Source organism: Caballeronia sp. LZ008 (assembly GCF_031451435.1).
GTDB lineage: Bacteria > Pseudomonadota > Gammaproteobacteria > Burkholderiales > Burkholderiaceae > Caballeronia > Caballeronia zhejiangensis.
The window spans coordinates 2824719-2845740 of record NZ_JARUXK010000001.1 but is presented as its reverse complement, the minus strand read 5'-3'; the positions used below and the strand labels follow the sequence as shown (position 1 = coordinate 2845740).

At 62.9% G+C, this 21022-nt stretch carries 23 protein-coding genes; 13 read left to right on the top strand and 10 right to left on the bottom strand.

Annotated features, from left to right (window positions below):
* Positions 1-133: 133 nt before the first annotated feature.
* From QCE49_RS13270 to flgA, 3 genes are all read right to left on the bottom strand, one after another.
* Complete coding sequence (locus QCE49_RS13270; protein WP_008352534.1) at positions 134-568, bottom strand: flagella synthesis protein FlgN; 435 nt, start codon at positions 566-568, stop codon at positions 134-136.
* 80 nt (positions 569-648) lie between these two features.
* A complete protein-coding gene (gene flgM, locus QCE49_RS13265; protein ID WP_008352536.1) occupies positions 649-990 on the bottom strand; it encodes a flagellar biosynthesis anti-sigma factor FlgM in 342 nt (113 codons plus the stop codon).
* Positions 991-1160: 170 nt separating this feature from the next.
* Entirely contained in the window at positions 1161-2459 is a 1299-nt protein-coding gene (gene flgA / locus QCE49_RS13260; protein WP_250457100.1) for a flagellar basal body P-ring formation chaperone FlgA, read from the bottom strand.
* Positions 2460-2699: 240 nt separating this feature from the next.
* Between flgA and flgB the strand changes: the two genes are divergently transcribed.
* The 10 genes from flgB to QCE49_RS13210 all read left to right on the top strand — a co-directional run bounded on the left by flgB (position 2700) and on the right by QCE49_RS13210 (position 11302).
* Positions 2700-3179, top strand: coding sequence for a flagellar basal body rod protein FlgB (gene flgB, locus QCE49_RS13255; RefSeq protein ID WP_250457101.1), 480 nt, complete (start codon positions 2700-2702; stop codon positions 3177-3179).
* 18 nt (positions 3180-3197) lie between these two features.
* Positions 3198-3623, top strand: coding sequence for a flagellar basal body rod protein FlgC (flgC, locus tag QCE49_RS13250; RefSeq protein WP_008352540.1), 426 nt, complete (start codon positions 3198-3200; stop codon positions 3621-3623).
* A gap of 23 nt (positions 3624-3646) precedes the next feature.
* Complete coding sequence (locus tag QCE49_RS13245) at positions 3647-4369, top strand: flagellar hook assembly protein FlgD (protein ID WP_008352541.1); 723 nt, start codon at positions 3647-3649, stop codon at positions 4367-4369.
* 45 nt (positions 4370-4414) lie between these two features.
* A complete protein-coding gene (gene flgE / locus QCE49_RS13240) occupies positions 4415-5662 on the top strand; it encodes a flagellar hook protein FlgE (protein ID WP_008352542.1) in 1248 nt (415 codons plus the stop codon).
* A gap of 49 nt (positions 5663-5711) precedes the next feature.
* Entirely contained in the window at positions 5712-6464 is a 753-nt protein-coding gene (flgF, locus tag QCE49_RS13235; protein ID WP_008352543.1) for a flagellar basal-body rod protein FlgF, read from the top strand.
* A 57-nt stretch (positions 6465-6521) separates the two neighbouring features.
* On the top strand, positions 6522-7310 hold the full coding sequence (gene flgG / locus QCE49_RS13230) for a flagellar basal-body rod protein FlgG (RefSeq protein WP_008352544.1): 789 nt from the start codon (positions 6522-6524) through the stop codon (positions 7308-7310).
* 78 nt (positions 7311-7388) lie between these two features.
* Positions 7389-8072, top strand: a complete 684-nt coding sequence (locus tag QCE49_RS13225; RefSeq protein WP_008352545.1) for a flagellar basal body L-ring protein FlgH — start codon at positions 7389-7391, stop codon at positions 8070-8072.
* A 2-nt stretch (positions 8073-8074) separates the two neighbouring features.
* Positions 8075-9202 (top strand): flagellar basal body P-ring protein FlgI, encoded by a 1128-nt coding sequence (locus tag QCE49_RS13220; RefSeq protein ID WP_008352546.1) that lies wholly within the window; start codon positions 8075-8077, stop codon positions 9200-9202.
* A gap of 15 nt (positions 9203-9217) precedes the next feature.
* Complete coding sequence (gene flgJ / locus QCE49_RS13215; protein ID WP_051996850.1) at positions 9218-10279, top strand: flagellar assembly peptidoglycan hydrolase FlgJ; 1062 nt, start codon at positions 9218-9220, stop codon at positions 10277-10279.
* A gap of 270 nt (positions 10280-10549) precedes the next feature.
* Positions 10550-11302: a flagellar brake protein gene (locus QCE49_RS13210; RefSeq protein ID WP_008352549.1), complete on the top strand. Its 753-nt coding sequence runs from the start codon at positions 10550-10552 to the stop codon at positions 11300-11302.
* A gap of 656 nt (positions 11303-11958) precedes the next feature.
* Here QCE49_RS13210 and QCE49_RS13205 read toward each other — a convergent pair.
* Positions 11959-12222 carry a hypothetical protein gene (locus tag QCE49_RS13205; RefSeq protein ID WP_250457102.1) on the bottom strand — a complete coding sequence of 88 codons (264 nt, stop codon included), beginning with the start codon at positions 12220-12222 and terminating at the stop codon, positions 11959-11961.
* Between the two features lie 42 nt (positions 12223-12264).
* Here QCE49_RS13205 and flgK point away from each other — a divergent pair, with 42 nt between their 5' ends.
* The 3 genes from flgK (at position 12265) to QCE49_RS13190 (ending at position 16963) form a co-directional block, all read left to right on the top strand.
* Positions 12265-14208, top strand: coding sequence for a flagellar hook-associated protein FlgK (flgK, locus tag QCE49_RS13200; RefSeq protein ID WP_008352554.1), 1944 nt, complete (start codon positions 12265-12267; stop codon positions 14206-14208).
* 11 nt (positions 14209-14219) lie between these two features.
* On the top strand, positions 14220-15455 hold the full coding sequence (flgL, locus tag QCE49_RS13195; protein ID WP_034473278.1) for a flagellar hook-associated protein FlgL: 1236 nt from the start codon (positions 14220-14222) through the stop codon (positions 15453-15455).
* A 542-nt stretch (positions 15456-15997) separates the two neighbouring features.
* Positions 15998-16963: a hypothetical protein gene (locus QCE49_RS13190; protein WP_235366282.1), complete on the top strand. Its 966-nt coding sequence runs from the start codon at positions 15998-16000 to the stop codon at positions 16961-16963.
* A gap of 3 nt (positions 16964-16966) precedes the next feature.
* On the opposite strand, the gene fliR is transcribed toward QCE49_RS13190, so the two are convergent.
* The 6 genes from fliR to fliM all read right to left on the bottom strand — a co-directional run bounded on the left by fliR (position 16967) and on the right by fliM (position 21000).
* Entirely contained in the window at positions 16967-17758 is a 792-nt protein-coding gene (fliR, locus tag QCE49_RS13185) for a flagellar biosynthetic protein FliR (RefSeq protein WP_250457103.1), read from the bottom strand.
* Between the two features lie 10 nt (positions 17759-17768).
* Positions 17769-18038, bottom strand: coding sequence for a flagellar biosynthesis protein FliQ (gene fliQ, locus QCE49_RS13180; protein ID WP_008352562.1), 270 nt, complete (start codon positions 18036-18038; stop codon positions 17769-17771).
* A 17-nt stretch (positions 18039-18055) separates the two neighbouring features.
* Positions 18056-18826: a flagellar type III secretion system pore protein FliP gene (gene fliP, locus QCE49_RS13175; RefSeq protein ID WP_033536657.1), complete on the bottom strand. Its 771-nt coding sequence runs from the start codon at positions 18824-18826 to the stop codon at positions 18056-18058.
* A 245-nt stretch (positions 18827-19071) separates the two neighbouring features.
* The gene (fliO, locus tag QCE49_RS13170; RefSeq protein ID WP_008352567.1) at positions 19072-19581 is read right to left on the bottom strand and encodes a flagellar biosynthetic protein FliO; all 510 of its coding nucleotides are present in this window, start codon (positions 19579-19581) and stop codon (positions 19072-19074) included.
* Positions 19578-20009, bottom strand: a complete 432-nt coding sequence (fliN, locus tag QCE49_RS13165) for a flagellar motor switch protein FliN (protein ID WP_008352569.1) — start codon at positions 20007-20009, stop codon at positions 19578-19580. The genes fliO and fliN overlap by 4 nt, the downstream gene beginning before the upstream one ends.
* Positions 20002-21000 carry a flagellar motor switch protein FliM gene (fliM, locus tag QCE49_RS13160; protein ID WP_008352571.1) on the bottom strand — a complete coding sequence of 333 codons (999 nt, stop codon included), beginning with the start codon at positions 20998-21000 and terminating at the stop codon, positions 20002-20004. Before fliM ends, fliN begins: the two co-directional genes overlap by 8 nt.
* Between the last annotated feature and the right edge of the window lie 22 nt (positions 21001-21022).

Below are 21022 nucleotides of genomic sequence, written 5' to 3'. Positions count from 1 at the left end.
CGAGCAGCCATCGGCGGATAAAGCCGGGGAAAAGGGGGTTATTCGGCCGATGAAAGCGCGGGAAACAAAAGCGGCGCGCGCCTCGCGAGAAGCGCGCGCCGTTCGAGAGGCGAGAAACGGCAATGACAGGCGATCAGGCGCCGGGCACGCGGCCGTCCGGACCGTAGAAGCCGCCCTTCGACGGAGCGACCTGCAACGCGGCGAGCGCCTTGCGGTTGTATTCCATGCGGGTGCGGATCAGCACGCCGTTGTTGTTGTTGCCCTGTTTCGCGCGGCGGGCCGCGGCGGTGAGCAGCGCCCATTGCTCGGCGATCTTGCTGTCGCCCGCAGCGGCCGCTTCCATGCCGACGAAGCCGCCGGGAAAACCGAGCGCGTTCAATTGTTCGTCGCGCGCCTTTTCGAGAGCGGAGATGCGTTCGGTGAGCGCGGTCTTGTTCTCGATGATCGTCGGCAGCGCCGGAAGCGGCTGCGCGGCGATCAGCGCTTTTTCCTCGACCTCGAGGAGGGATTCGAAGGCCAGAACAGCGGCGACTTCTTCGGTGACAGTGGCAAGCAGGGCGTCTCTCATTGCATCGCTCGAAAAGCGGTTTGAAAAGCCGCCCGGTGTCGCCAACGCTCGCCGTCACGCGCAAGGCGCTACGGAAGCGTTCAGCCGCCGGTCGGCGGGGTTCTCGTTTGCAGCAGGTCGCGAGCGGTGCTCAAAATGCCGTCGGCGATCTTGCTGGTGTCCATCTTCAGGCTGCCGTCGCGGATTGCGGCCTTGATCGACTCGACTTTCGCCGTGTCGATGTCCGAGCCGCTCGATGCGCGCAAGTCGCTCGAAACCGACGACAGACTCACCGTCGAATTCTTCGCCGGGCTCGCGCCCGCTTGCGATTGCTGCACGGTGCCCGCGGCACCTTTCGCGTCGTTTTGCGACGCGCGCGGCAGATTGTCTTGAAGGCCAGCCAGATTGGTGTTGCTATTCGATTCGATCTTCACGATGTCCATTCCCGAACGTGTTGAGTCCTTTAACGGCGACGCGTCTTGAAAACTTTACCCTGACGCCGGACTGCCAACTGCCGTTCGCTCTGCCTATCGCGCTCAGAGCCTTATGTGGCGGGCATCGAGCGCATTTGCAACAAAATGAAACAAGTGTGGGGGACCGAACAGATCCCGTTTTACAGGGCCACTTCCACCGTCTGACTGTCCTTCACGATGCCGGTGATGATCTGGCCACCGGCGGTTTTGACGCGTACTTGCTGGCCGGGTGCCGCGTTGTTCATCACGGTGCCGTCGGCGGAAATCGAGAATCCGGAGCCGCCGGCGACGACGTGCACGGTCTGGCCGATCGACACCGACGTCGACGCGCGCAGCATGTCGGTGCGCAGCGGCAGGCCGGCCGGCACGCGCGACAGTGCGACTGCGCCGACGGCCTGAGCCGGATCGGTGACGATGGCCTGCGGCATCACGGTGAGATCGCCGTCGCGGGCGACGAGATCGGCGTTGCTCAGCACTTCGCCCGGCGCGATTGCGCGCGCGGCGGTGTAGTAAGTGGCGTTGATCGATACGCGCGCCTGCACGTAAAGCGTCCACGGACGCTCGCCGACGCAACGCACGCCGACCGTCAGTCGACCCCAGAGGCGCGCGCCCGTCGGCATGAACGGATCGAGCGCCGAGCACGCCGCGAGACCGCGCGGAAAGACCGGCGTCACGGTGATGTCGACCTTGCCCGGCAAGCCGGCGGCCTGCTGCTGAAGAAAGTTGAGCGCGGTGAGGCGGATCGATTCGCCGTCTTGCATGGTGGCGGCTACCGCTGCGGCCGGCGTTGCTGCTGCCGCCGACGGATTGAAGCTCACGCGCTTCATCGGCGAAGCGGTGGCGGCGACGGGCGTCGCGGGGCTGGCCGCGACGGGCTTGACGCTCGCGCCGCGGACGACGCCATCGTCGCGCGTCACGACGACGGGCATCACCTCGCGCGAAGCGGATGCGGCCGGCGCTTTCTGAAGCGCAGGCGCCGCAACCGCAACCGCGCGCGCAGGCTTCGCTTCGCCCGGTCCGGGAATCACGATCATGCCGCTCGCGTCGTTCATCGCGCTGTTCATCGCGCTGTTCATCGAATCGTCGGCGGCGTCGGCGCGGGCGTCGAGTTCGAGCGCGGCGTTGCGCATCGCGGCGTCGGCGGCTTTGGTCGCGGCGCGATAGCCGCTCGGGCCCGGACGTGTCATTTCAGGCGGGGGCGCCGCGGCAACGGGCGTCGCGGCGCGTGCCGTCAGCTTTTGGGCCATGTCGGCTGCGGCGGCCGGATTGGTTTCGGCGTTGCCCGGAATGACGATCGGGCCGTCGGCCTGCTGCGCCTGTGCGAGCGCAGCCACGCCCATCCATAGAGACACGCCGGCCAGACCGCGCAGCGTGCGGCGCGCGAACGTCGCTGCGGCGCGAGCCGTAGGGTTCGATGCACGTTTCGCGGACCTGCTCATCGACTTTCTCCGTACCTGATTCGATCGGGCCGCAAACGATGCGGCGACTGCATTGATCCGTTTGCGGCGGGAAAAAGACCCGCAATCGGCAACGAGACGAATTCTAGATATCGGCCGGATAACGCAAGCGTCGAATAGAGGCCCCGTTTCCCGGTTATTCGTCGGATTAGTTATTGCGCGCCGCTCCTAAGATGCGTGTCATGCAAAAAGGCCCCGGCGCTGCCGACAGGAGAAACCGCAATGCTTGACAGACTCGACAAGGAATTCGCATTTGGCCGCGAGGCGCTCGACGTGCGCGCGTATCGGCAGGAATTGCTGTCGTCGAATATCGCCAACGCCGACACCCCCGGCTACAAGGCGCGCGACGTCGACTTTTCGAGCGCACTCGCGGGCGCGCTCAAGCAGGGCGGCAGCGCATCGAACGGCTCGACGCTGAAGATGGCGCAACCCGTCCGCGTCGGCACGAGCGGCGGCATGGCGACGACGGCCAAGGGCCACATGAGCGGCACGTCGACGCTGTCCGCGTCGGGCGGCCCGAGCGACGACTACGGCAAGCTCGCCTATCGCGTGCCGAGCCAGCCGTCGCTCGACGGCAACACGGTCGATCTCGACTCGGAACGCGTGCAGTTCGCGGACAACGCGCTGCACTTCGAGGCGGGCATGACGGTGCTGTCGTCGCAAATCAAATCGATGTTGTCGGCGATTACGTCGAACAGTTGAGCGCAGTAGGAGAAACACATGCCTTCCTTGATGAACATCTTCAACGTCGCCGGCTCGGCGATGTCAGCCCAGGCGCAGCGCCTGAACGTCACCGCGTCCAACCTCGCGAACGCGGACAGCACGACCGGCCCCGACGGCAAGCCGTACAAGGCCAAGCAGGTCGTGTTCGCGGTCGATCCGCTCGGCGGCGCGAAGACCGCGTCGGGCCAGCAGGTCGGCGGCGTGCAGGTGACGGGCGTCGTCGACGATCCGAGCCCGATGAAGACCAGCTACGACCCGAGCAACCCGGCGGCGAACGCGGACGGCTATGTGACGCTGCCCAACGTCGATCCGGTGCAGGAGATGGTCAACATGATTTCCGCGTCGCGTTCCTATCAGGCGAACGTCGAGACGCTCAACACCGCCAAGCAACTGATGCTCAAGACCCTGACCATCGGAACCTGATAGAGACACTCAAGGAACACAACGTGACGACCAGCACAACCATCGGCAGCAACGGCACCACGGTGTCGCAGACGCTGCTCGACACCATGAACGGCGCATCGTCGAGCTCGTCGACGTCGTCGACCTCGGCGACCGGCGCGCAATCGGCGTCGGATCTGCAGAACACATTCCTGACGCTGCTCGTGACGCAGCTCAAGAACCAGGATCCGACGAATCCCGCCGACAGCTCGCAGATGACCTCGCAGCTCGCGCAGATCAACACGGTGACGGGCATCGGCCAGTTGAACACGTCGCTGTCCTCGCTCGCGACGCAGCTTTCCGCCGGCCAGCAGACGCAGGCGGCGCTGCTCATCGGCTCGAACGTGCTCGCCGCGGGCAACAACATGACGGTGTCGAGCGGCAAGTCGTCGAGCTTCGGCGTGCAACTGGCCAACGACGTGAGCGACCTGCAGATCGTCGTGAAGAACTCGTCGGGCCAGATCGTCAACACGCTCGACCTCGGCGCGCAAGGCGCGGGCGTCGTGCCGGTGACGGGCTGGACGCCGGTCGATTCGAAGGGCGCCACGCTCGCCGACGGCACGTACACGATCACCGCGCAAGGCACGATCAACGGCCAGCAGGCGACCGCGACGACGCTGTCGGCTTCGCAAGTGCAAAGCGTCGTGCAGATGTCCGGCGGTGCGCCGGGCCTCAAGCTGTCGAACGGCTCCACGGTCGCGCTGTCGGGCGTCGCGTCGATCCTCTAAATCCAATTTCAGGACGGGCGCGGGCTCGTTACGGAGAAACATCAAATGAGTTACCAACAAGCACTGAGCGGTCTGGGCGCTGCATCGAGCGATCTCGACGTCATCGGCAACAACATCGCCAACGCGAACACGGTCGGCTTCAAGCAGGGCTCCGCGCAATTCGCCGACATGTACGCGAATTCGATGGCCACGGCCGTGAACAACCAGATCGGCATCGGCACGAAGCTCGCCGAAGTGCAGCAGCAGTTCTCGCAAGGCACGATCACGACGACCAACCAGGCGCTCGATGTCGCGATCAACGGCAACGGTTTCTATCAGTTGTCGAACAACGGCTCGATCGTGTATTCGCGCAACGGCGTGTTCCATCTCGACAACCAGGGCCGCATCGTCAACTCGGCGGGCCTGCAACTGATGGGTTACGCCGCGAACTCGGACGGCGTCGTCAACAGCGCGAGCACCGTGCCGCTGACCGTGCCGACGTCGAACGTCGCGCCGACCGCGACCAAGAACATCACGGCCGCGTTCAACCTGAACTCGCAGGACACCGCGCCGACCGGCGCCTTCGATCCGACCGATTCGACGACCTTCAACCAGTCGACGTCCGTCGATGTATACGACTCGCTCGGCGGCACGCAGAAAGTGTCCGTGTACTTCCAGAAGAGCGCGACGACGAATACGTGGCAAGCCTACGCGACCTACGGCGACCCGGTCAGCGCGCCGATTTCGCTCGGCACGATGGCGTTCAATTCGTCGGGCACGCTGACCTCGACGACCGATTCGAGCGGCGCGGCGACGGCGGCAACCGGCAAGTTCACGTTCTCGATTCCGAACGGCGGGGACGGCGGCGCGACGCAGCAAGCGCTGACGATCGACCTCAACGGCACCACGCAGTACGGCGCGAAAGACGGCGTGACCAACATCGCGCAGGACGGCAACAGCACGGGCGAGCTGACGGGCTTCACGGTCAGCACCGACGGCACGCTGACGGGCAACTACTCGAACGGCCAAACGAAAGCGCTCGGGCAGATCGCCATCGCCAACTTCAACAACCAGAACGGCCTGCAGGATCTCGGCGGCAACGTCTACGCGCAGACCTCGGCGTCGGGCGCACCGCAAGTCGGCGTGCCGGGCTCGACCAACCACGGCACGCTGCAGGGCGGCGCGGTGGAGAACTCCAACGTCGACCTGACGAGCGAGCTCGTGAATCTGATCACCGCGCAGCGCAACTATCAGGCGAACGCGCAGACGATCAAGACGCAGCAGACCGTCGATCAGACGCTGATCAATCTGTAACCGTCGTCTGCACGCGAATTTGACGCATTAGGAAGAAGGAAAGCGATTCATGGACCGTCTGATCTACACCGCGATGACCGGCGCGAGCCAGGCGCTCGAGCAGCAGGCCGTCGTGGCGAACAACCTCGCGAACACGTCGACCACGGGTTTCAAGGCGCAGCTCGCGGCGTTCCGCCAGGTGCCGATGTCGTTCGAAGACCAGTCCGCCGATGGCACGACGCGCACTTTCGTGCTTTCGTCGACGCCGAACGCGGACTACTCGGCAGGCCCGATCCAGCAGACGGGCAATCCGCTCGATGTCGCCGTTCAGGGACAGGGCTGGTTGTCCGTGCAGGCCGCCGACGGCAGCGAGGCTTACACGCGCGCCGGCAATCTGCATGTGGATCAGAACGGCCAGCTCGTCACGGCGAACAATCTGCCGGTGCTGGGCAACAGCGGTCCGCTGTCGATTCCGCCGGGCGCGGAAGTCACCATCGGCAAGGACGGCACGATCTCCGCGCTGATTCCCGGCGACCCGCCGACGGCGATCGCGGTCGTCGATCAGCTCAAGCTCGTGAATCCCGATCCGGCGACGCTCACGCGCGGCGATGACGGGCTCTTTCGCACCGCCGGCGGCGACCCCGCCGACGCGGATCCGAACGTGGTCGTGGCCGGCGGCGCGCTCGAAGGCAGCAACGTGAATCCGGTTGCCGCGATGGTCTCGATGATCACCAACGCGCGGCAATTCCAGATGCAGACGAAGCTGATGGAATCGGCGGACCAGAACGAACAGTCGGCCAACAAGCTGCTCAACTTCTCTTAAGCGGCAAACAGGCTGCAAACACGCGGCAAACGCCGGCTACACAGGATACGAAACAAGATGAATCGCTCTCTCTACATCGCCGCGACCGGCATGAATGCGCAGCAAGCGCAGATGGACACCATCTCGAACAACCTCGCCAACGTGAGCACGAACGGCTTCAAGGGCTCGCGCGCGGTGTTCGAGGATCTGCTGTATCAGACGACGCGCCAGCCGGGCGCGAATTCGACGCAGCAGACCGAACTCGCATCGGGCGTGCAGCTCGGCACCGGCGTGCAACAGGTCGCGACCGAGCGCCTCTACACGCAGGGCAACCTGCAGCAGACCGGCAATTCGAAGGACGTCGCGATCAACGGCCAGGGCTTCTTCCAGGTGACGATGCCCGACGGCTCGACCGCCTACACCCGCGACGGCTCGTTCCAGACGAACTCACAAGGCCAGCTCGTCACGTCGAGCGGGTATCAGCTGAATCCGGCGATCACGATTCCGCAGAACGCGACGGGGATCACCATCGGTTCGGACGGCACGGTGTCGGTGACGACCGCGAACACGTCGACCAGCACGACGGTCGGCCAGGTCACGCTCGCGACCTTCATCAACCCGGCCGGCCTCGATGCGCGCGGCGAAAACCTGTTCTCGGAAACGAGCAGCTCGGGCGCGCCGAACGTGTCGCAGCCGGGACTGAACGGCGCGGGCTCGCTGCAACAGGGTTATGTGGAAGCGTCGAACGTCAACGTGGTGCAGGAACTGGTCAACATGATCCAGACCCAGCGCGCGTACGAAATCAACAGCAAGGCCGTGACCACGTCCGACCAGATGTTGCAGACGCTTTCGCAAATGCAGGTTTAATCCCCTCTATTCGACGGATGGGAATCGCGGCGATGGCATCACACTGATGCCTGAATCCGCTTCAGAAGAGTTATCACGATGTCGCTCACTCACATTCTTTCGCGCGCGTCGATCGGCGCGCTCATCGCATCGCTGGCCGCGTGCGGCCTCGTGCCGAAAGAGCCGATCATCCAGCAGCCGATGACCGCGCGTCCGCCGCAGCCGCCCGTCGGCACGCGTTCGCCCGGCGCGATCTACAACGCGGGCTACGCGGGCCGGCCGCTGTTCGAAGACCAGCGTCCGCGCAACGTGGGCGACATCCTGACCATCGTGATCTCGGAAAACGTCAACGCGACGAAGTCGTCGGCGGCGAACACCAACCGCGGCGGCAACGCGTCGTTCGCGGTGCCGACCACGCCGGGCCTCTTCGGCGGCCTCTTCAACAACACGAACCTTTCGGCCACCGGCGCGAACAAGTTCACCGCGACGGGCGGCGCGAGCGCGGCCAACACGTTCAGCGGCACGCTGACCGTGACCGTCACCGACGTTTTGCCCAACGGCAACCTGCAGGTGAGCGGCGAAAAGCAGATGCTCATCAACCAGGGCAACGAGTACGTGCGCTTCTCGGGCGTCGTCAACCCGACGACCATCTCGGGCAGCAACACCGTCTATTCCACGCAGGTCGCCGACGCGAAGATCGAATACTCGGCGAAGGGTTACATCGACGAAGCGCAGAACATGGGCTGGCTCCAGCGCTTCTTCCTCAACGTCGCGCCGTTCTGATCATGAATCCGTTTCTCCGTTTCGTTTCCTTCTCGCTCGCAGCCGCGCTCGTCGCCATCGGTTCGGCGCATCAGGCGCACGCCGAGCGCCTCAAGGATCTCGTGCAGTTTCAGGGCGTGCGTGACAATCCGCTGATCGGCTACGGTCTCGTCGTCGGTCTCGACGGCACCGGCGACCAGACGATGCAGACGCCGTTCACGACGCAATCGCTCACCAACATGCTCGGCAACCTCGGCATCACGGTGAACCCGTCGACGTCGTCGAACATGCAATTGAAGAACGTGGCCGCCGTGATGGTGACGGCCACGCTGCCGCCGTTCGCGCGTCCCGGCGAGGCGATCGACGTGACGGTTTCGTCGCTCGGCAACGCGAAGAGCCTGCGCGGCGGCACGCTCCTGATGGCGCCGCTGAAAGGCGCCGACGGCCAGGTGTACGCGATGGCGCAGGGCAATCTCGTCGTCGGCGGCGCGGGCGCGAGCGCGAACGGCAGCAAGGTGCAGGTGAACCAGCTCGCGGTCGGCCGCATCTCGGCGGGCGCGATCGTCGAACGCGCGGTGCCGTCGGCGTTGCAGCAGCAGGGCGGCGTCATGCAGATGGAACTGCGCGAAATGGATTTCGACACGACGCAGCGCATCGTCGCGGCCGTGAACAATCAGTTCGGCATGGGCACCGCGCTCGCGCTCGACGGCCGCACGATCCAGTTGCGCGCGCCGCAGGAGCCGAGCGAGCAGGTGTCGTTCATGGCGCAGCTGCAGAACATCGACGTGCGTCCGGCGCAGGCCGCCGCGAAGGTGATCCTGAACGCGCGCACGGGTTCCATCGTGATGAATCAGATGGTCACGCTGCAGAACTGCGCGGTCGCGCACGGGAATCTGTCGGTCGTCATCAACACGAAGACGGCGGTGAGCCAGCCGAACGCGTTCTCGAACGGCCAGACGGTTGCGGCGAAGGAATCGTCGATTCAGCTGAAGCAGGACAGCGGCGCGCTCAAGATGCTGTCGGCGGGCGCGAATCTCGCGGATGTCGTGAAGGCGCTCAATGCGCTCGGCGCGACGCCGGCCGATCTCATCTCGATCCTTCAGTCGATGAAGGCCGCGGGCGCGCTGCGCGCAGACCTCGAAATCATCTAAAACGAATAAGAACCTATGAACTCGAACACGAACGGCATCGCCGGCACCGCGCTGGCATCGACCGATACGAGCAGCGGATTCTCGAATCTCTCGAACCGTTTCGCGCTCGACACGCAGGGCTTCGACGCATTGCGCGCGCAGGCCGGCGCGAACCCGCAGCAGGGCCTGAAGGAAGCGGCCAAGCAGTTCGACGCCGTCTTCACGCAGATGATGTTGAAGAGCATGCGCGACGCGACGCCTTCGGACAGCCCGTTCGAATCGAACGATTCGAAGACCTTCACGTCGATGCTCGATCAGCAATTGTCGCAGCAGATGTCGTCGAAGGGCATCGGCGTCGCGGACATGATGCTCAAGCAGCTCATGCGCAACTCGGGCGCGCAGACCGGCGCGGACGGCAAGGGCGGCGCCATGAACACGATGAGCACGATGAACGCGATGCAGACGCTCGGCGGCATGTCGGGCGGCGGCGGCGATCTCGACGCGAACGCGGGCAATCTCGCCGCGATGAACGCGATGGCGAAGGCTTACGCGGCGGCGCAGGGCAACAGGAACAACGCGTCGCTCGCCGGCAAGGGCTACACGGCGGCGGATTCGGTGGAAGCGCCGGCGCGCGGCAATGGGTCTGACAAGGTGAACGCGTTCGTCGACCGGCTCGCCGTGCCGGCGCAGGCCGCGAGCGCGGCGACGGGCATTCCGGCGCGCTTCATCATCGGTCAGGCGGCGCTCGAATCGGGCTGGGGCAAGCGCGAGATCAAGCATCCGAACGGCGCGACGAGCCACAACATCTTCGGCGTCAAGGCGACGAAAGACTGGAACGGCAAGACTGTCAGCTCGGTGACGACGGAATACATCAACGGCCGTCCGCAGAAGGTCGTCGAGAAATTCCGCGCTTACGATTCGTACGAGGACGCGCTTACCGATTACGCGAGCGTCATCAAGAACAATCCGCGTTATGCGCCGGTGATTCAGGCTTCGCGCGACGTCGCGGGCTTCGCGCACGGCATGCAGAAGGCGGGCTACGCGACCGATCCGCAGTACGCGAAGAAGCTCATCTCGATCATGCGTCAGATCGTCTGACGCCCGTTCGACCGCGTAGTTCGATATTGAAGCGCGGGCCACGCCGCGCATTCAGCCGATGTATGCGGCCGCTTTATTGCTTCGGGGAAGCAAACGTTTTACGTCCGTAGGGACGGCGCACCACATACATTTTTCGGCGGGCGACCCTAAACTTTTGAAGAGGTATGCCGCTAACCTGAATAATCGAAGTGCCGGACCTATTCGGTTCGGATCGTCGCGCGATGTTCGGGGGTCGGGCAGCGCGCGAGCACAATGAACACGGCTAGCACCATGAACACCAATCAAAAGCATGACGTTGCCGACGAGGATATCGCGCCGATCGTGGATTTCGGCAGGCGTAATCCGCTGGAAATCGGCGTGGCGCTGCGCAATCTCGCCAATCGCGGGGACTTTCTGACGGCGCAATACGGCGACGGTCAGATCGTCACGCGCGTGCTCGACGTCGATGTGACCGCGCATCGCTTCACGTTCGACTGGGGCGGTCTCGACGAGCAGAATCGCGGCGTGCTTGCGTCGCAGAAGCTGATTTTCAGTGCGGCGCCGGATGGCGTGCGCGTCGAGTTCACGACGCCGGGTGCGCGCGAAACGATGTTCGACGGGCGTCCGGCGTTCGAAGTCGATTTTCCGACGGTGCTGTACTACATGCAGCGGCGCGAGTATTTCCGTGTCGATACGCCGGTTCTCGATCCTTACATCTGCACGGGTTCGTTGCCGGATGGCGAGCGATTCCGCTTCGAGGTGCATGATCTGTCGCTGGGCGGCGTGGCGCTGCGCACGACGGATGATCGCATCGCGGATCTGGAGATGGGCATCGTGTTTCAGGATGCCGAGCTGCATTTCAGCGCGAATGGACGTGTGACGGTGGATATGATGCTGGTTTCGCATCGGGAATCGACGACGGCGAAAGGGGATCGGCGATATACCATCGGGTTCAAGTTTGTTTCGATGCCGGGGTCGGCGGAGAATACTCTTCAGCGGCTGATCACTCAGCTTGAGATGAAGCGGCGGTCTTTGGCGAAGTAGGGGTTTTGCTTTTGCTTTTGCTTTTGCTTTTGCTTTCGTTTTTGCTTTCGTTTTCGCCGGATCCCGTTTTCGTGTCGGTCTATTAGCACTGCCCCTGTGCGGGGCGGCACTTACTTTCTTTGCTGCTGCAAAGAAAGTAAGCAAAGAAAGCAGCTACTGACACGCCCGCGGTCACACGCAATTTGGGTAGTCCTCTCGTCCATCGTGGGCTGCCTAAAGAGTGCCCTCATAGGCCCCATCGGGCTTGGCTCGCGCACGGTCTGCCACATCGCACCACACAACAAACCGGTTCAGCACCAAATAGCTCCAGCCCGCTTCGCGGCCGACCGGCCAATCGGGGAAGCATGCGCTTCTTCACTAACGCCTCCATCTCACTGCAACCGCCGCACGTTGGTTTCCCTCGCATACCGGGCGGCAGCGCGTAGCGCTGTGCCGATGCTATTTCGTGCTGAACCAGCGCCCTCGAAGTTATTGGGCGGCGGACCGTGCGCGAGCCAAGCCCCGTTATTGTTATGAGGGCACTCTTTAGGCGAGTGCCATCGAGGACGAGAGGACTACCCAAATTGCGTGTGACCGAGGGCCTGAAAAGCTGCTTTCTTTGCTTACTTTCTTTGCAGCAGCAAAGAAAGTGAGTGCCGCCCCGCACAGGGGCAACGCTAATAGACCGACACGAACACGGGATCCGGCGAAACCGGAAGCGAAAGCGAAAGCAAAAGCAAAAGCAAAAGCGAAAAACCAAGGCCAACGAAACAAAATCGAAGAATTAGCCCCAAAAAGGCATGCTCTTCGCGCAATAGCCATTGCGCCACCTCTCCGATAATGGCCCCATCGCAAAAACCGCCCGGGCTTCGGTAAAAGCCAAAACCCAACCCGCAAACGCTCAACTTCCCCGGCAATCGGCCGATATACAAATCAGCCATGCGGCAGCGCTCGATCCAACGCCGCTTCACCAGGATTCACGCATGTCCAATAACATCTTCAGCATTGGTCTTTCCGGTTTGAACGCGGCCCAATGGGGCCTCACGACGACGGGACAGAACATCAGCAACGCCGCGACGCCGGGCTATACGCTCGAGAAAGTCCAGTATCAGGAGTCGCCCGGTCAGTTCACCGGCTCGGGCTATCTCGGCAGCGGCGTTCAGGCCGTCACCGTCACGCGCCAGTACAGCCAGTACCTGACGACGCAAGTCAACAACACGCAAGCGTCCAGCAGCGCCGCCAGCACGTATTACTCGCTGATCTCGCAGCTGAACAACCTCGTCGGCGATCCGACTTCCGGCATCTCGAAAGGCATCTCGAATTACTTCTCCGGCCTGCAGTCGGTGGCGAATTCGGCGAACAGTTCCTCCGCGCGCCAGTCGCTGATGAGCAGCGCGCAAACGCTCGCCGATCAGATCAACACGGCAGGCCAGCAATACGACCAACTGCGTCAGAGCGTCAACACGCAACTGACGAGCGCGGTCTCGCAGATCAACAGCTACTCGCAACAGATCGCCGATCTCAACAAGCAGATCAACATCGCCAGCGCGGGCGGCCAGCAGCCGAACCAGTTGCTCGATCAGCGCGATCAGCTCGTCACGAACCTGTCGTCGATGATCGGCGTGCAGGTCGTGCAGTCCGACGGCAACTACAACGTGTTCATCGGCAACGGGCAGCCGCTCGTCGTCGGAGGTACGCAGTACGGGCTGCAAGCCGTGCCGTCGCCGTCCGATCCGAGCGAGCTCACGATCGCCTACCAGAGCAGCAACGGCGCGACGCAGACGGCCGCGAACATGCAGTACCTCGACAACTCGGCGCTGACGGGCGGCACGGTCGGCGGTCTCATCGACTTCCGCACGCAGACGCTCGATCCGGCGCAGGCGCAACTCGGCGCGATCGCGACGAGCTTCGCCAATCAGTTGAACGATCAGAACGCGCTCGGTCTCGACCTCAACGGCCAGGCCGGCGGCAAGCTGTTTTCGACGAGCGATCCGACCGTCATCTCGAACGCGCGCAACAAGGGCACCGGCGTGCCGACGGCGACGATCGCCGATGGCGCACAGCCGCCGACGAACGACTTCACGGTCACGTACGACGGCAGCAAGTACACGGTGACGGACCCGGCAAGCGGCAATACACTCGGCACGATCGATCCGGCGACGGAGACGAACAAGACGATCAACGGCCTGAACATCGACGTGTCGACGCTCAGCGGCGTGCAGAAGGGCGACTCGTTCACGATCCAGCCGACGCGCGGCGCGCTCGACAACTTCAAGCTCACGACGAGCAACGGCGCGGCGATCGCGGCGGCGTCGCCCGCGGTGACGTCGGCGGCGACCACGAACACCGGCACGGCATCGATTTCCTCGGCGACGGTGACGAGCAACACGATGACGTCGGGCATAAACCTGACGTACAGCGCGTCGGCGAACGGCTTTACATCGGATGTCGATGTCACCGTCGGCACGACGACGTACACCGCGGGCACGACGATTCCGTACGACGCGAACAACGGTCTCACGGTCTCGGCGATGGGCGTTTCGGCGACCATCAGCGGCACGCCGAAGGACGGCGACGCGTTCGCGATCGCGCAGAACAAGGGCGGCACGAGCGACGGCAGCAATGCGCTCGCGATGTCGAACCTGGTGTCGGCGAAGTCGCTCAACGGCGGCACGGACACGCTGACGAGTTCGTACTCGAGCTATATCAACAACATCGGCAACCAGACGAATCAGCTCAAGGCGACGAGCACGGCGCAGACCTCGCTCCTCAACCAGGCGACGTCGGCGCAGCAATCGGTGCAGGGCGTGAACCTGAACGAAGAGGCGGCCAACCTGATTCAGTACCAGCAGCTCTATCAAGCGAACAGCAAGGTGATTCAGACCGCCGCGACGCTGTTCCAGTCGCTGCTCGGCATGTTCAACTGAGGCTAAACGCGATGCGTATTTCCAGTTCCCAGTACTTCAACCTGAACGTCGCTTCGATGAGCGACCAGCAAAGTACGCTTTCGTCGATGTATCAGCAGATCTCGTCGGGCAAGCGCCTTCTCACCGCGTCGGACGATCCGCTCGGCGCGGCGCAGGCGGTGCAGCTCACGATGAAAAGCGGCGCGCTCACGCAGTACGGCACGAATCAGACGACGGCGTTGTCCGCGCTGCAGCAGGAAGACGCGACGCTGAGCAGCGTGAGCAGCGCGCTGACGAGCGTGCAGACGCAGATCGTGCATGCGGGCGACGGTTCGCTCACCGATTCGGACCGCACGGCCATCGCGAACACGATTCAGGGTTTGCGCGATCAGCTCTTCAGCCTCGCGAACACCACGGACAGCAACGGCAACTATATTTTCTCGGGACTCAAGGGCGGCACGCAGCCGTACACGAACGACCCGTCGGGCGTCGGCGCGCAGTATTCGGGCGATTACGGCCAGCGCACGGTGCAGATCAGCGAAGGACGGACGATCCCGGTGGGTGACACGGGCGCGTCGATCTTCGGCAGCGTATTGCCGACGGAAAGCGATCCGGTGTCGAGCGCGGCCAGCACGAACACGGGCACCGGGACGATCAGCGGCGTGAGCGTCAACGATACGAGCAACGCGGCCAATGCGAGCACGTACACGATCAAGTTCTCGGTCTCGGCGACGGATGGCTCGACGACCTACTCGGTCACGTCGAACCCGGCGGATTCATCGTTGCCGACGAACGTGGCCTACACGGGCAGCACGGACATCGCGCTTGGCGGCCAGAAGGTGACGATCGACGGCACGCCCGCCGATGGCGACACGTTCTCCGTGGAGCCGGCGGCCTCGGGCAACAACGACATCTTCGCGACGCTCGACAGCCTCGTGAACGCGCTCAAGCAGCCGACGGGATCGCCGGGCGCGCAGGCGGCGCTGACCAACACGCTGACGACGATCGGCACGAAGGTGAGCAACACGTTCAACAACGTGCTGGCGGCGCAGACTGTGGTGGGCGGACGCGAGCAGCAAGTGCAGTCGACGCAGAGCGCAATGCAGACGAGTCAGACGCAGACGGCGAGTGACATCGCGAATCTGACGAGCATCGACCTCGTTTCGTCGATCAGTCAGTACGAGTTGACGCAGAGTTCGCTGCAGGCCGCGCAGATGGCGTTTTCGCAGATTCAGAAGATGTCGTTGTTTGATTACATTCAGGGTTGAAGGCGGCTTTTTTTGCTTTCTGGGTTCTCCCTTCTGCTTTCGCCGGATCCCGTATTCGCGTCGGTCTATTAACGTTGCCCCTGTGCGGGGCGGCACCTACTTTCTTTGCTGCTGCAAAGAAAGTAGGCAAAGAAAGCAGCTTTTCAAGCCCGCGGTCACACGCAATTTGGGTAGTCCTCTCGTCCTCGGTGGCACTCGCCTAAAGAGTGCCCTCATAGAACCAATCGGGCTTGGCTCGCGCACGATCCGACAAACCATTCCCTTTAACGCGCTGGTTCAGCACGAAACAGCTTCGGCACAGCGCTACGCGCTGCCGTTGGGTATGCAAAGGAAGCCAACTCAGATCGAGGTGCGGTAGAAGAGCACGCGAAATGGGACGTTTCGTGTATCTCTATCGTGCGCGCTCAGACATGATGTTGCCGCTCGGCATCGTGAAATGACTCATCCTTGACGAGTCCCGTTGTCGCGTAGTTTCCGCCCCTCGGGCGGCCCTATCGCATGTATGGCGGTGCCCGCCACGGCCCGCTATTCGAGGAGGCTGCGTGGTAACATCCGGTCGACCTGCCAGCCCGCGCGGCAGCGAATCCCAGTATTCCGAACATCACAACGACATGAGCAACCACGAGCGGTTCAACGTCGTATATGACGGCCCTGCACTCGCGGAACATCGAATGGATGTGCGGGACCTTGCGCCCGCGCTCGTGGCCATCGCCGATTTGTTCACGGCAGCGAACAAGGAACTGAACGGCGATTCAGCCGATGTCCGGGTCGAAGTCAAAGGCAGTTTCAAAGCCGGTTCGTTCGAACTCGATCTCATCTTCGTGCAACAACTGCTGGCCCAGATCCGGGATATGTTCGCCGGATCCAATGCCACGGCAATTTCCAATGCTTATACGATCCTCACCATCCTCGGCCTCATCGGCGGCGGTGGCGGCGTCGTCGGGCTGGCACGCAAGCTGCGCGGACGCCGGCCTCACCGAATCGAACAGGTCGGTGAAGTCTCGCATGTGTGGATCACAGAAACGGAGTCCGTCGAGGTCGAGGCCAATGTCGTGCGCCTCTGGCGAAATACCACCGTGCGCTCGAGTCTTAGCAAGACCCTGTCGCCTCTCGAGCGCGAAGGCATATCGAACTTCGGTATCGTGCGCGGCGAGAAAGTGGAACTCATCATCGAAGACGATGAGCTTGCGTCATTTGCATCATCCGACAATGACAGCGGCGAAGTGGTCTCGGACTTCGTTGCGAGAAAAGTCCTGCTGGTGGAATCCGTCGTATTCAAGGACGGAAACAAATGGCGCGTTCACGACGGCCAATATCCTTTTTTCGCCGCATTGGACGACGAAGTATTTCTGAGCAAAGTGAATAGCGGCGAACGCTTTGGAAAAGGCGACGTCCTCGTCGTCGATCTACGCCAAATTCAATCGATCGAAGCTGGCGCGTTGAAAAACGAGTATCGAATCATCAAAGTGCATGAGCATCGGGCGCCCTTGCAGCAGGCGCTTCTTTAGCGACTAAAGCGCCCCCGCAACCCGCCCAATCTGCGCAATCCCCACATCGAAAACCCGCTGAAAAAACGGCATCAGATTCGGCACCATGAGCTGCAACAAAAGCAGCCCGACGAGCATCGTCACCGGAAACCCGACCTGAAATATCCCGATCTGCGGCGCAGCGCGATTCAAAACGCCGAGCGCCAGATTGGCGATAAGCAGCGCCGCCACGATCGGCAACGCCAGCAGCAAGCCCGTCGAAAACACGCTCGCGCCATACCCGACCAACACGCGCCATCCCTGCGCATGCGAAGCCGACGCCACCACATTCGCCTCGATCGGCACGCTCTGAAAAGTCGCCACGAGCGCACTCATCAACTGCAGATGGCCATCGAAGACGAGAAACGCGAGCATCGCCAGCGTGTTCAGATAGCGCGACACGACCACCGCATTGCCACCCGCGCGCGGATCATAAAGCGTCGCGAAACCGAGGCCCATCTGCTGCCCGATGAACTCGCCGGCTGCATCGACGGTCGCGAACGCGATCTGCATCACCATGCCGATGGCCGCGCCGATCAGAAACTGATTCACGATGATCCACATGCCCGCCGCCGAAAACACCGTCGCCTGCGGCATCGCGGGCAGCGTCGGCGCGACGATCAGCGAGATGAAGGCCGCAAGCGCGATCTTCACGCGCATCGGAATCGCCATGTGGCTCAGCACGGGCGCGGTGGCGATCAGCGCGAGAATTCGCACGAACGGCCACAGAAACGCCGTGAGCCAGCCGTTCAGCTGCGCATAGGTGACGGAGAACATCGAACGAAACTCAGCCCGTGATCGCAGGCGTGATCGTGAAAACGTGGCGCATGTAGTCGAGCAGCGTCGAGAGCATCCACGGACCGGCGATCACGAGCGTCACCGCCACCGCGATCAGCTTCGGAATGAACGAGAGCGTCGATTCGTTGATCTGGGTGGCCGCCTGGAACAGGCTCACCACGAGACCGACGACGAGCGCGACCAGCAACAAGGGCGCGGCGAGCAACAAGGCGACGTACATCGCCTGATGCGCCATCGTCATGACGGATTCTGGCGTCATTTCAAAGTCTCACGAAATCAGGAAACGAAGCTCTGCGCGAGCGAGCCGATCAGCAACTGCCAGCCATCGACGAGCACGAACAGCATCAGCTTGAACGGCAGCGCGATCGTCGAAGGCGAAACCATCATCATGCCCATCGACATCAGCACGCTCGCCACCACCATGTCGATGATGAGAAACGGAATGAAGATCGTGAAGCCGATCTGGAAACCCGTCTTCAATTCGCTCGTGACGAACGACGGCACGAGCAGCGAAAGCGGCACGTCTTCCGGTCCGTTCATCGGCGCGGCGTGCGAGATGCGCGCAAACAGCGCGAGATCCGATTCGCGCGTCTGCTTCAGCATGAACTGCTTGAAGGGCGCGACGCCGCGCGTCATCGCCTGATCCATCGCGATCTGGCCTTCGGAGAAGGGCTTGTATGCGTCGGTGTAAGCCTTGTCGAGAACCGGCGACATCACGAAGAACGACAGAAACAGCGCGAGGCCGACGAGCACCTGGTTCGGCGGCGTGCTCGTGGTGCCGAGCGCCTGCCGCAACAGCGACAGCACGATGATGATGCGCGTGAAGCTCGTCATCATCAGGACCATCGCGGGCAGGAACGAGAGCATCGTCAGCAGCAGCATCGTCTGCACGCTGAGCGAGTACGTCGTGCCGCCGTTCGGGCCGGGACTCGTGTTGAAGGCGGGCAGCCCCGCCGTGCTTTGCGCGAACGCCAGATACGGCGCGAGGCCGATTGCGACGGGCAGCGCGAGCTTCACGCCGCGCACGATGTTACGACTCACCTGCATTACTTGCTCCCGCCGACGATGCTTGCGAGGGCATCGAGAATGCGCTGACCTTGATGAACGACGAACGTGATGACCATGGAATCCTGCCTCTTTCGATAGCGTGAATTCTCGGCTATCGCGGCATGGGACGATGGGGCGAAAAGAGGGGGAAACCCGCGCCAACTCGTTCTATTGCGAACGTGCGCCGTAAACGCACATCGGGCGCGGTCCTCGCGAACCGCGCCCGATGCATCGGCAAGACTGACTTATTTGCCGGGAGAAACGAACTTCTGGAGCCGCTTGTTCGCTTCGCCGGCGAGGGCGTCGCGAAAGCGCTGCCCGAAGTTGCCCGCCGGCGGCGACGATTGCGCGGGAACGCCGACGCCTTCCACTTCCGCCGAGCCTGCGGGCATCGTGTGCAACAGACGCACGTTGCCAGGACCGGCGCCGAGCACGAGCCACGTATCGCCCACTTCGACGACCGCGACGCGTTCCTTGTTGCCGAGCGATGCGCCGCCCACGACCTTCACGAGACCGCTGCGCTTGCCGCCCTGATAGCCGAACTTGCGCGCGAGCCATGCGCAGCCGAACACGAAGCCGATCACGATCACGAGTCCGAGCAGCGTCTGCAACACCGCGCCGAAACCGAGCGATGGCACCGCGGTGCCCGCGCCGACGCCCGAGGCGATCTGCGCGGCGTGGTTCACCGCGTTCATGTCGGCGGCATGGGCGAAAAGAGGCGCGGCGAAGAGCAGCGCAACGGCCAGGCGTTTCATCGATTCAACTTCCGGATGCGTTCGGACGGCGTGATGATGTCGGTCAGGCGAATGCCGAACTTGTCGTTGACGACGACCACTTCGCCCTGCGCGATGAGGCAGCCGTTCACGAGCACGTCCATCGGTTCGCCGGCGAGGCCGTCCAGTTCCACGACCGAGCCTTGCGCGAGTTGCAGCAGGTTGCGGATCGCGATCTTCGTGCGCCCGAGTTCCACCGTCATCTGCACGGGGATGTCGAGAATCATGTCGATGTCGTTGCGCGTCGACGGCGCCGCGGCCTTCGACAGCGGCTGGAACACGCCCGCGCTCGCGGCCACCGGCGCTTCGTTGCCGTTCTGCTCGGCGAGCGCGCTCGCCCAGTCGTCCAGCATCAGCTCTTCACCTTTTTCCGGCGCGCCGGGCGCGTCGTTCTGCATCAGGTCACTCATATCCACCTTCCTTCATCGTATCGCTCGCGCTGATCATCTTTTGCACGCGCAGCGCGTATTGACCATTAAACATTCCGTAGCCGCATTCCATCACCGGCACGCCGTCCACCTTCGCGACGACCTGCTCCGGAATGTCGATCGGCAGCACATCGCCTACGCGCATGTTCAGAATCTGCTCGAACGACGAGCGGATCTCGGCGAGATCCACCGTCAGTTCCACTTCCGCCGACTGCACTTGCTGCGACAGCACGCGCACCCAGCGGCGGTCCACTTCGAGCGCTTCGCCCTGAATCGGCGAGGAAAGCACGTCGCGGATCGGCTCGATCATCGAGTACGGCATGCAGATGTGCAGCGTGCCGCCCGTCGAGCCGAACTCGATCGTGAACTGCGTCACGATGACGATTTCGTTCGGCGTCGCCACGTTGGCGAACTGCGTGTGCATCTCCGAGCGCATGTATTCGAACTGCAGCGGCTTCACGCTGCGCCACGACGTCGCGTAATGCTCGAACACGAGATTCAGCAGTTTCGCGATGATGCGCTGCTCGGTTTGCGTGAACTCGCGGCCTTCGACGCGCGTATGAAAACGCCCGTCGCCGCCGAAAAGGTTATCGACCACGAAGAACACGAGATTCGGGTCGAACACGAACAGCGACGTGCCGCGCAAGGGCTTCACATGGACCAGGTTCAGATTGGTCGGGATCGGCAGATTGCGCGTGAATTCGCTGTATTTCTGCACCTTCACCGGACCGACGGAAATTTCCGCCGAGCGCCGCATGAAGTTGAAGATGCCCACGCGCATGAGGCGCGCGAAGCGGTCGTTGATGATTTCGAGGCCGGGCATCCGGCCGCGGACGATGCGTTCCTGCGTCGCAATGTTGTACGGACGTACGCCGGCGGGCTTTTTCTCGTCAGCTTCCTGATCGATCTCGCCGGTGACGCCCTTGAGGAGGGCATCGACCTCCTCCTGCGACATGAACTCTTCGTGGCCCATGACTCTTTACTCGCTGATGCGG

Bases quoted from the DNA above. Each gene is read 5' to 3' on its own strand.
- QCE49_RS13270 (WP_008352534.1), bottom strand. From the start codon at position 568: ATGAGAGACGCCCTGCTTGCCACTGTCACCGAAGAAGTCGCCGCTGTT.
- flgM (WP_008352536.1), bottom strand. From the start codon at position 990: ATGGACATCGTGAAGATCGAATCGAATAGCAACACCAATCTGGCTGGC.
- flgA (WP_250457100.1), bottom strand. From the start codon at position 2,459: ATGAGCAGGTCCGCGAAACGTGCATCGAACCCTACGGCTCGCGCCGCA.
- flgB (WP_250457101.1), top strand. From the start codon at position 2,700: ATGCTTGACAGACTCGACAAGGAATTCGCATTTGGCCGCGAGGCGCTC.
- flgC (WP_008352540.1), top strand. From the start codon at position 3,198: ATGCCTTCCTTGATGAACATCTTCAACGTCGCCGGCTCGGCGATGTCA.
- flgE (WP_008352542.1), top strand. From the start codon at position 4,415: ATGAGTTACCAACAAGCACTGAGCGGTCTGGGCGCTGCATCGAGCGAT.
- flgF (WP_008352543.1), top strand. From the start codon at position 5,712: ATGGACCGTCTGATCTACACCGCGATGACCGGCGCGAGCCAGGCGCTC.
- flgG (WP_008352544.1), top strand. From the start codon at position 6,522: ATGAATCGCTCTCTCTACATCGCCGCGACCGGCATGAATGCGCAGCAA.
- QCE49_RS13225 (WP_008352545.1), top strand. From the start codon at position 7,389: ATGTCGCTCACTCACATTCTTTCGCGCGCGTCGATCGGCGCGCTCATC.
- QCE49_RS13220 (WP_008352546.1), top strand. From the start codon at position 8,075: ATGAATCCGTTTCTCCGTTTCGTTTCCTTCTCGCTCGCAGCCGCGCTC.
- flgJ (WP_051996850.1), top strand. From the start codon at position 9,218: ATGAACTCGAACACGAACGGCATCGCCGGCACCGCGCTGGCATCGACC.
- QCE49_RS13210 (WP_008352549.1), top strand. From the start codon at position 10,550: ATGAACACCAATCAAAAGCATGACGTTGCCGACGAGGATATCGCGCCG.
- QCE49_RS13205 (WP_250457102.1), bottom strand. From the start codon at position 12,222: ATGGCTGATTTGTATATCGGCCGATTGCCGGGGAAGTTGAGCGTTTGC.
- flgK (WP_008352554.1), top strand. From the start codon at position 12,265: ATGTCCAATAACATCTTCAGCATTGGTCTTTCCGGTTTGAACGCGGCC.
- flgL (WP_034473278.1), top strand. From the start codon at position 14,220: ATGCGTATTTCCAGTTCCCAGTACTTCAACCTGAACGTCGCTTCGATG.
- fliR (WP_250457103.1), bottom strand. From the start codon at position 17,758: ATGTTCTCCGTCACCTATGCGCAGCTGAACGGCTGGCTCACGGCGTTT.
- fliQ (WP_008352562.1), bottom strand. From the start codon at position 18,038: ATGACGCCAGAATCCGTCATGACGATGGCGCATCAGGCGATGTACGTC.
- fliP (WP_033536657.1), bottom strand. From the start codon at position 18,826: ATGCAGGTGAGTCGTAACATCGTGCGCGGCGTGAAGCTCGCGCTGCCC.
- fliO (WP_008352567.1), bottom strand. From the start codon at position 19,581: ATGAAACGCCTGGCCGTTGCGCTGCTCTTCGCCGCGCCTCTTTTCGCC.
- fliN (WP_008352569.1), bottom strand. From the start codon at position 20,009: ATGAGTGACCTGATGCAGAACGACGCGCCCGGCGCGCCGGAAAAAGGT.
- fliM (WP_008352571.1), bottom strand. From the start codon at position 21,000: ATGGGCCACGAAGAGTTCATGTCGCAGGAGGAGGTCGATGCCCTCCTC.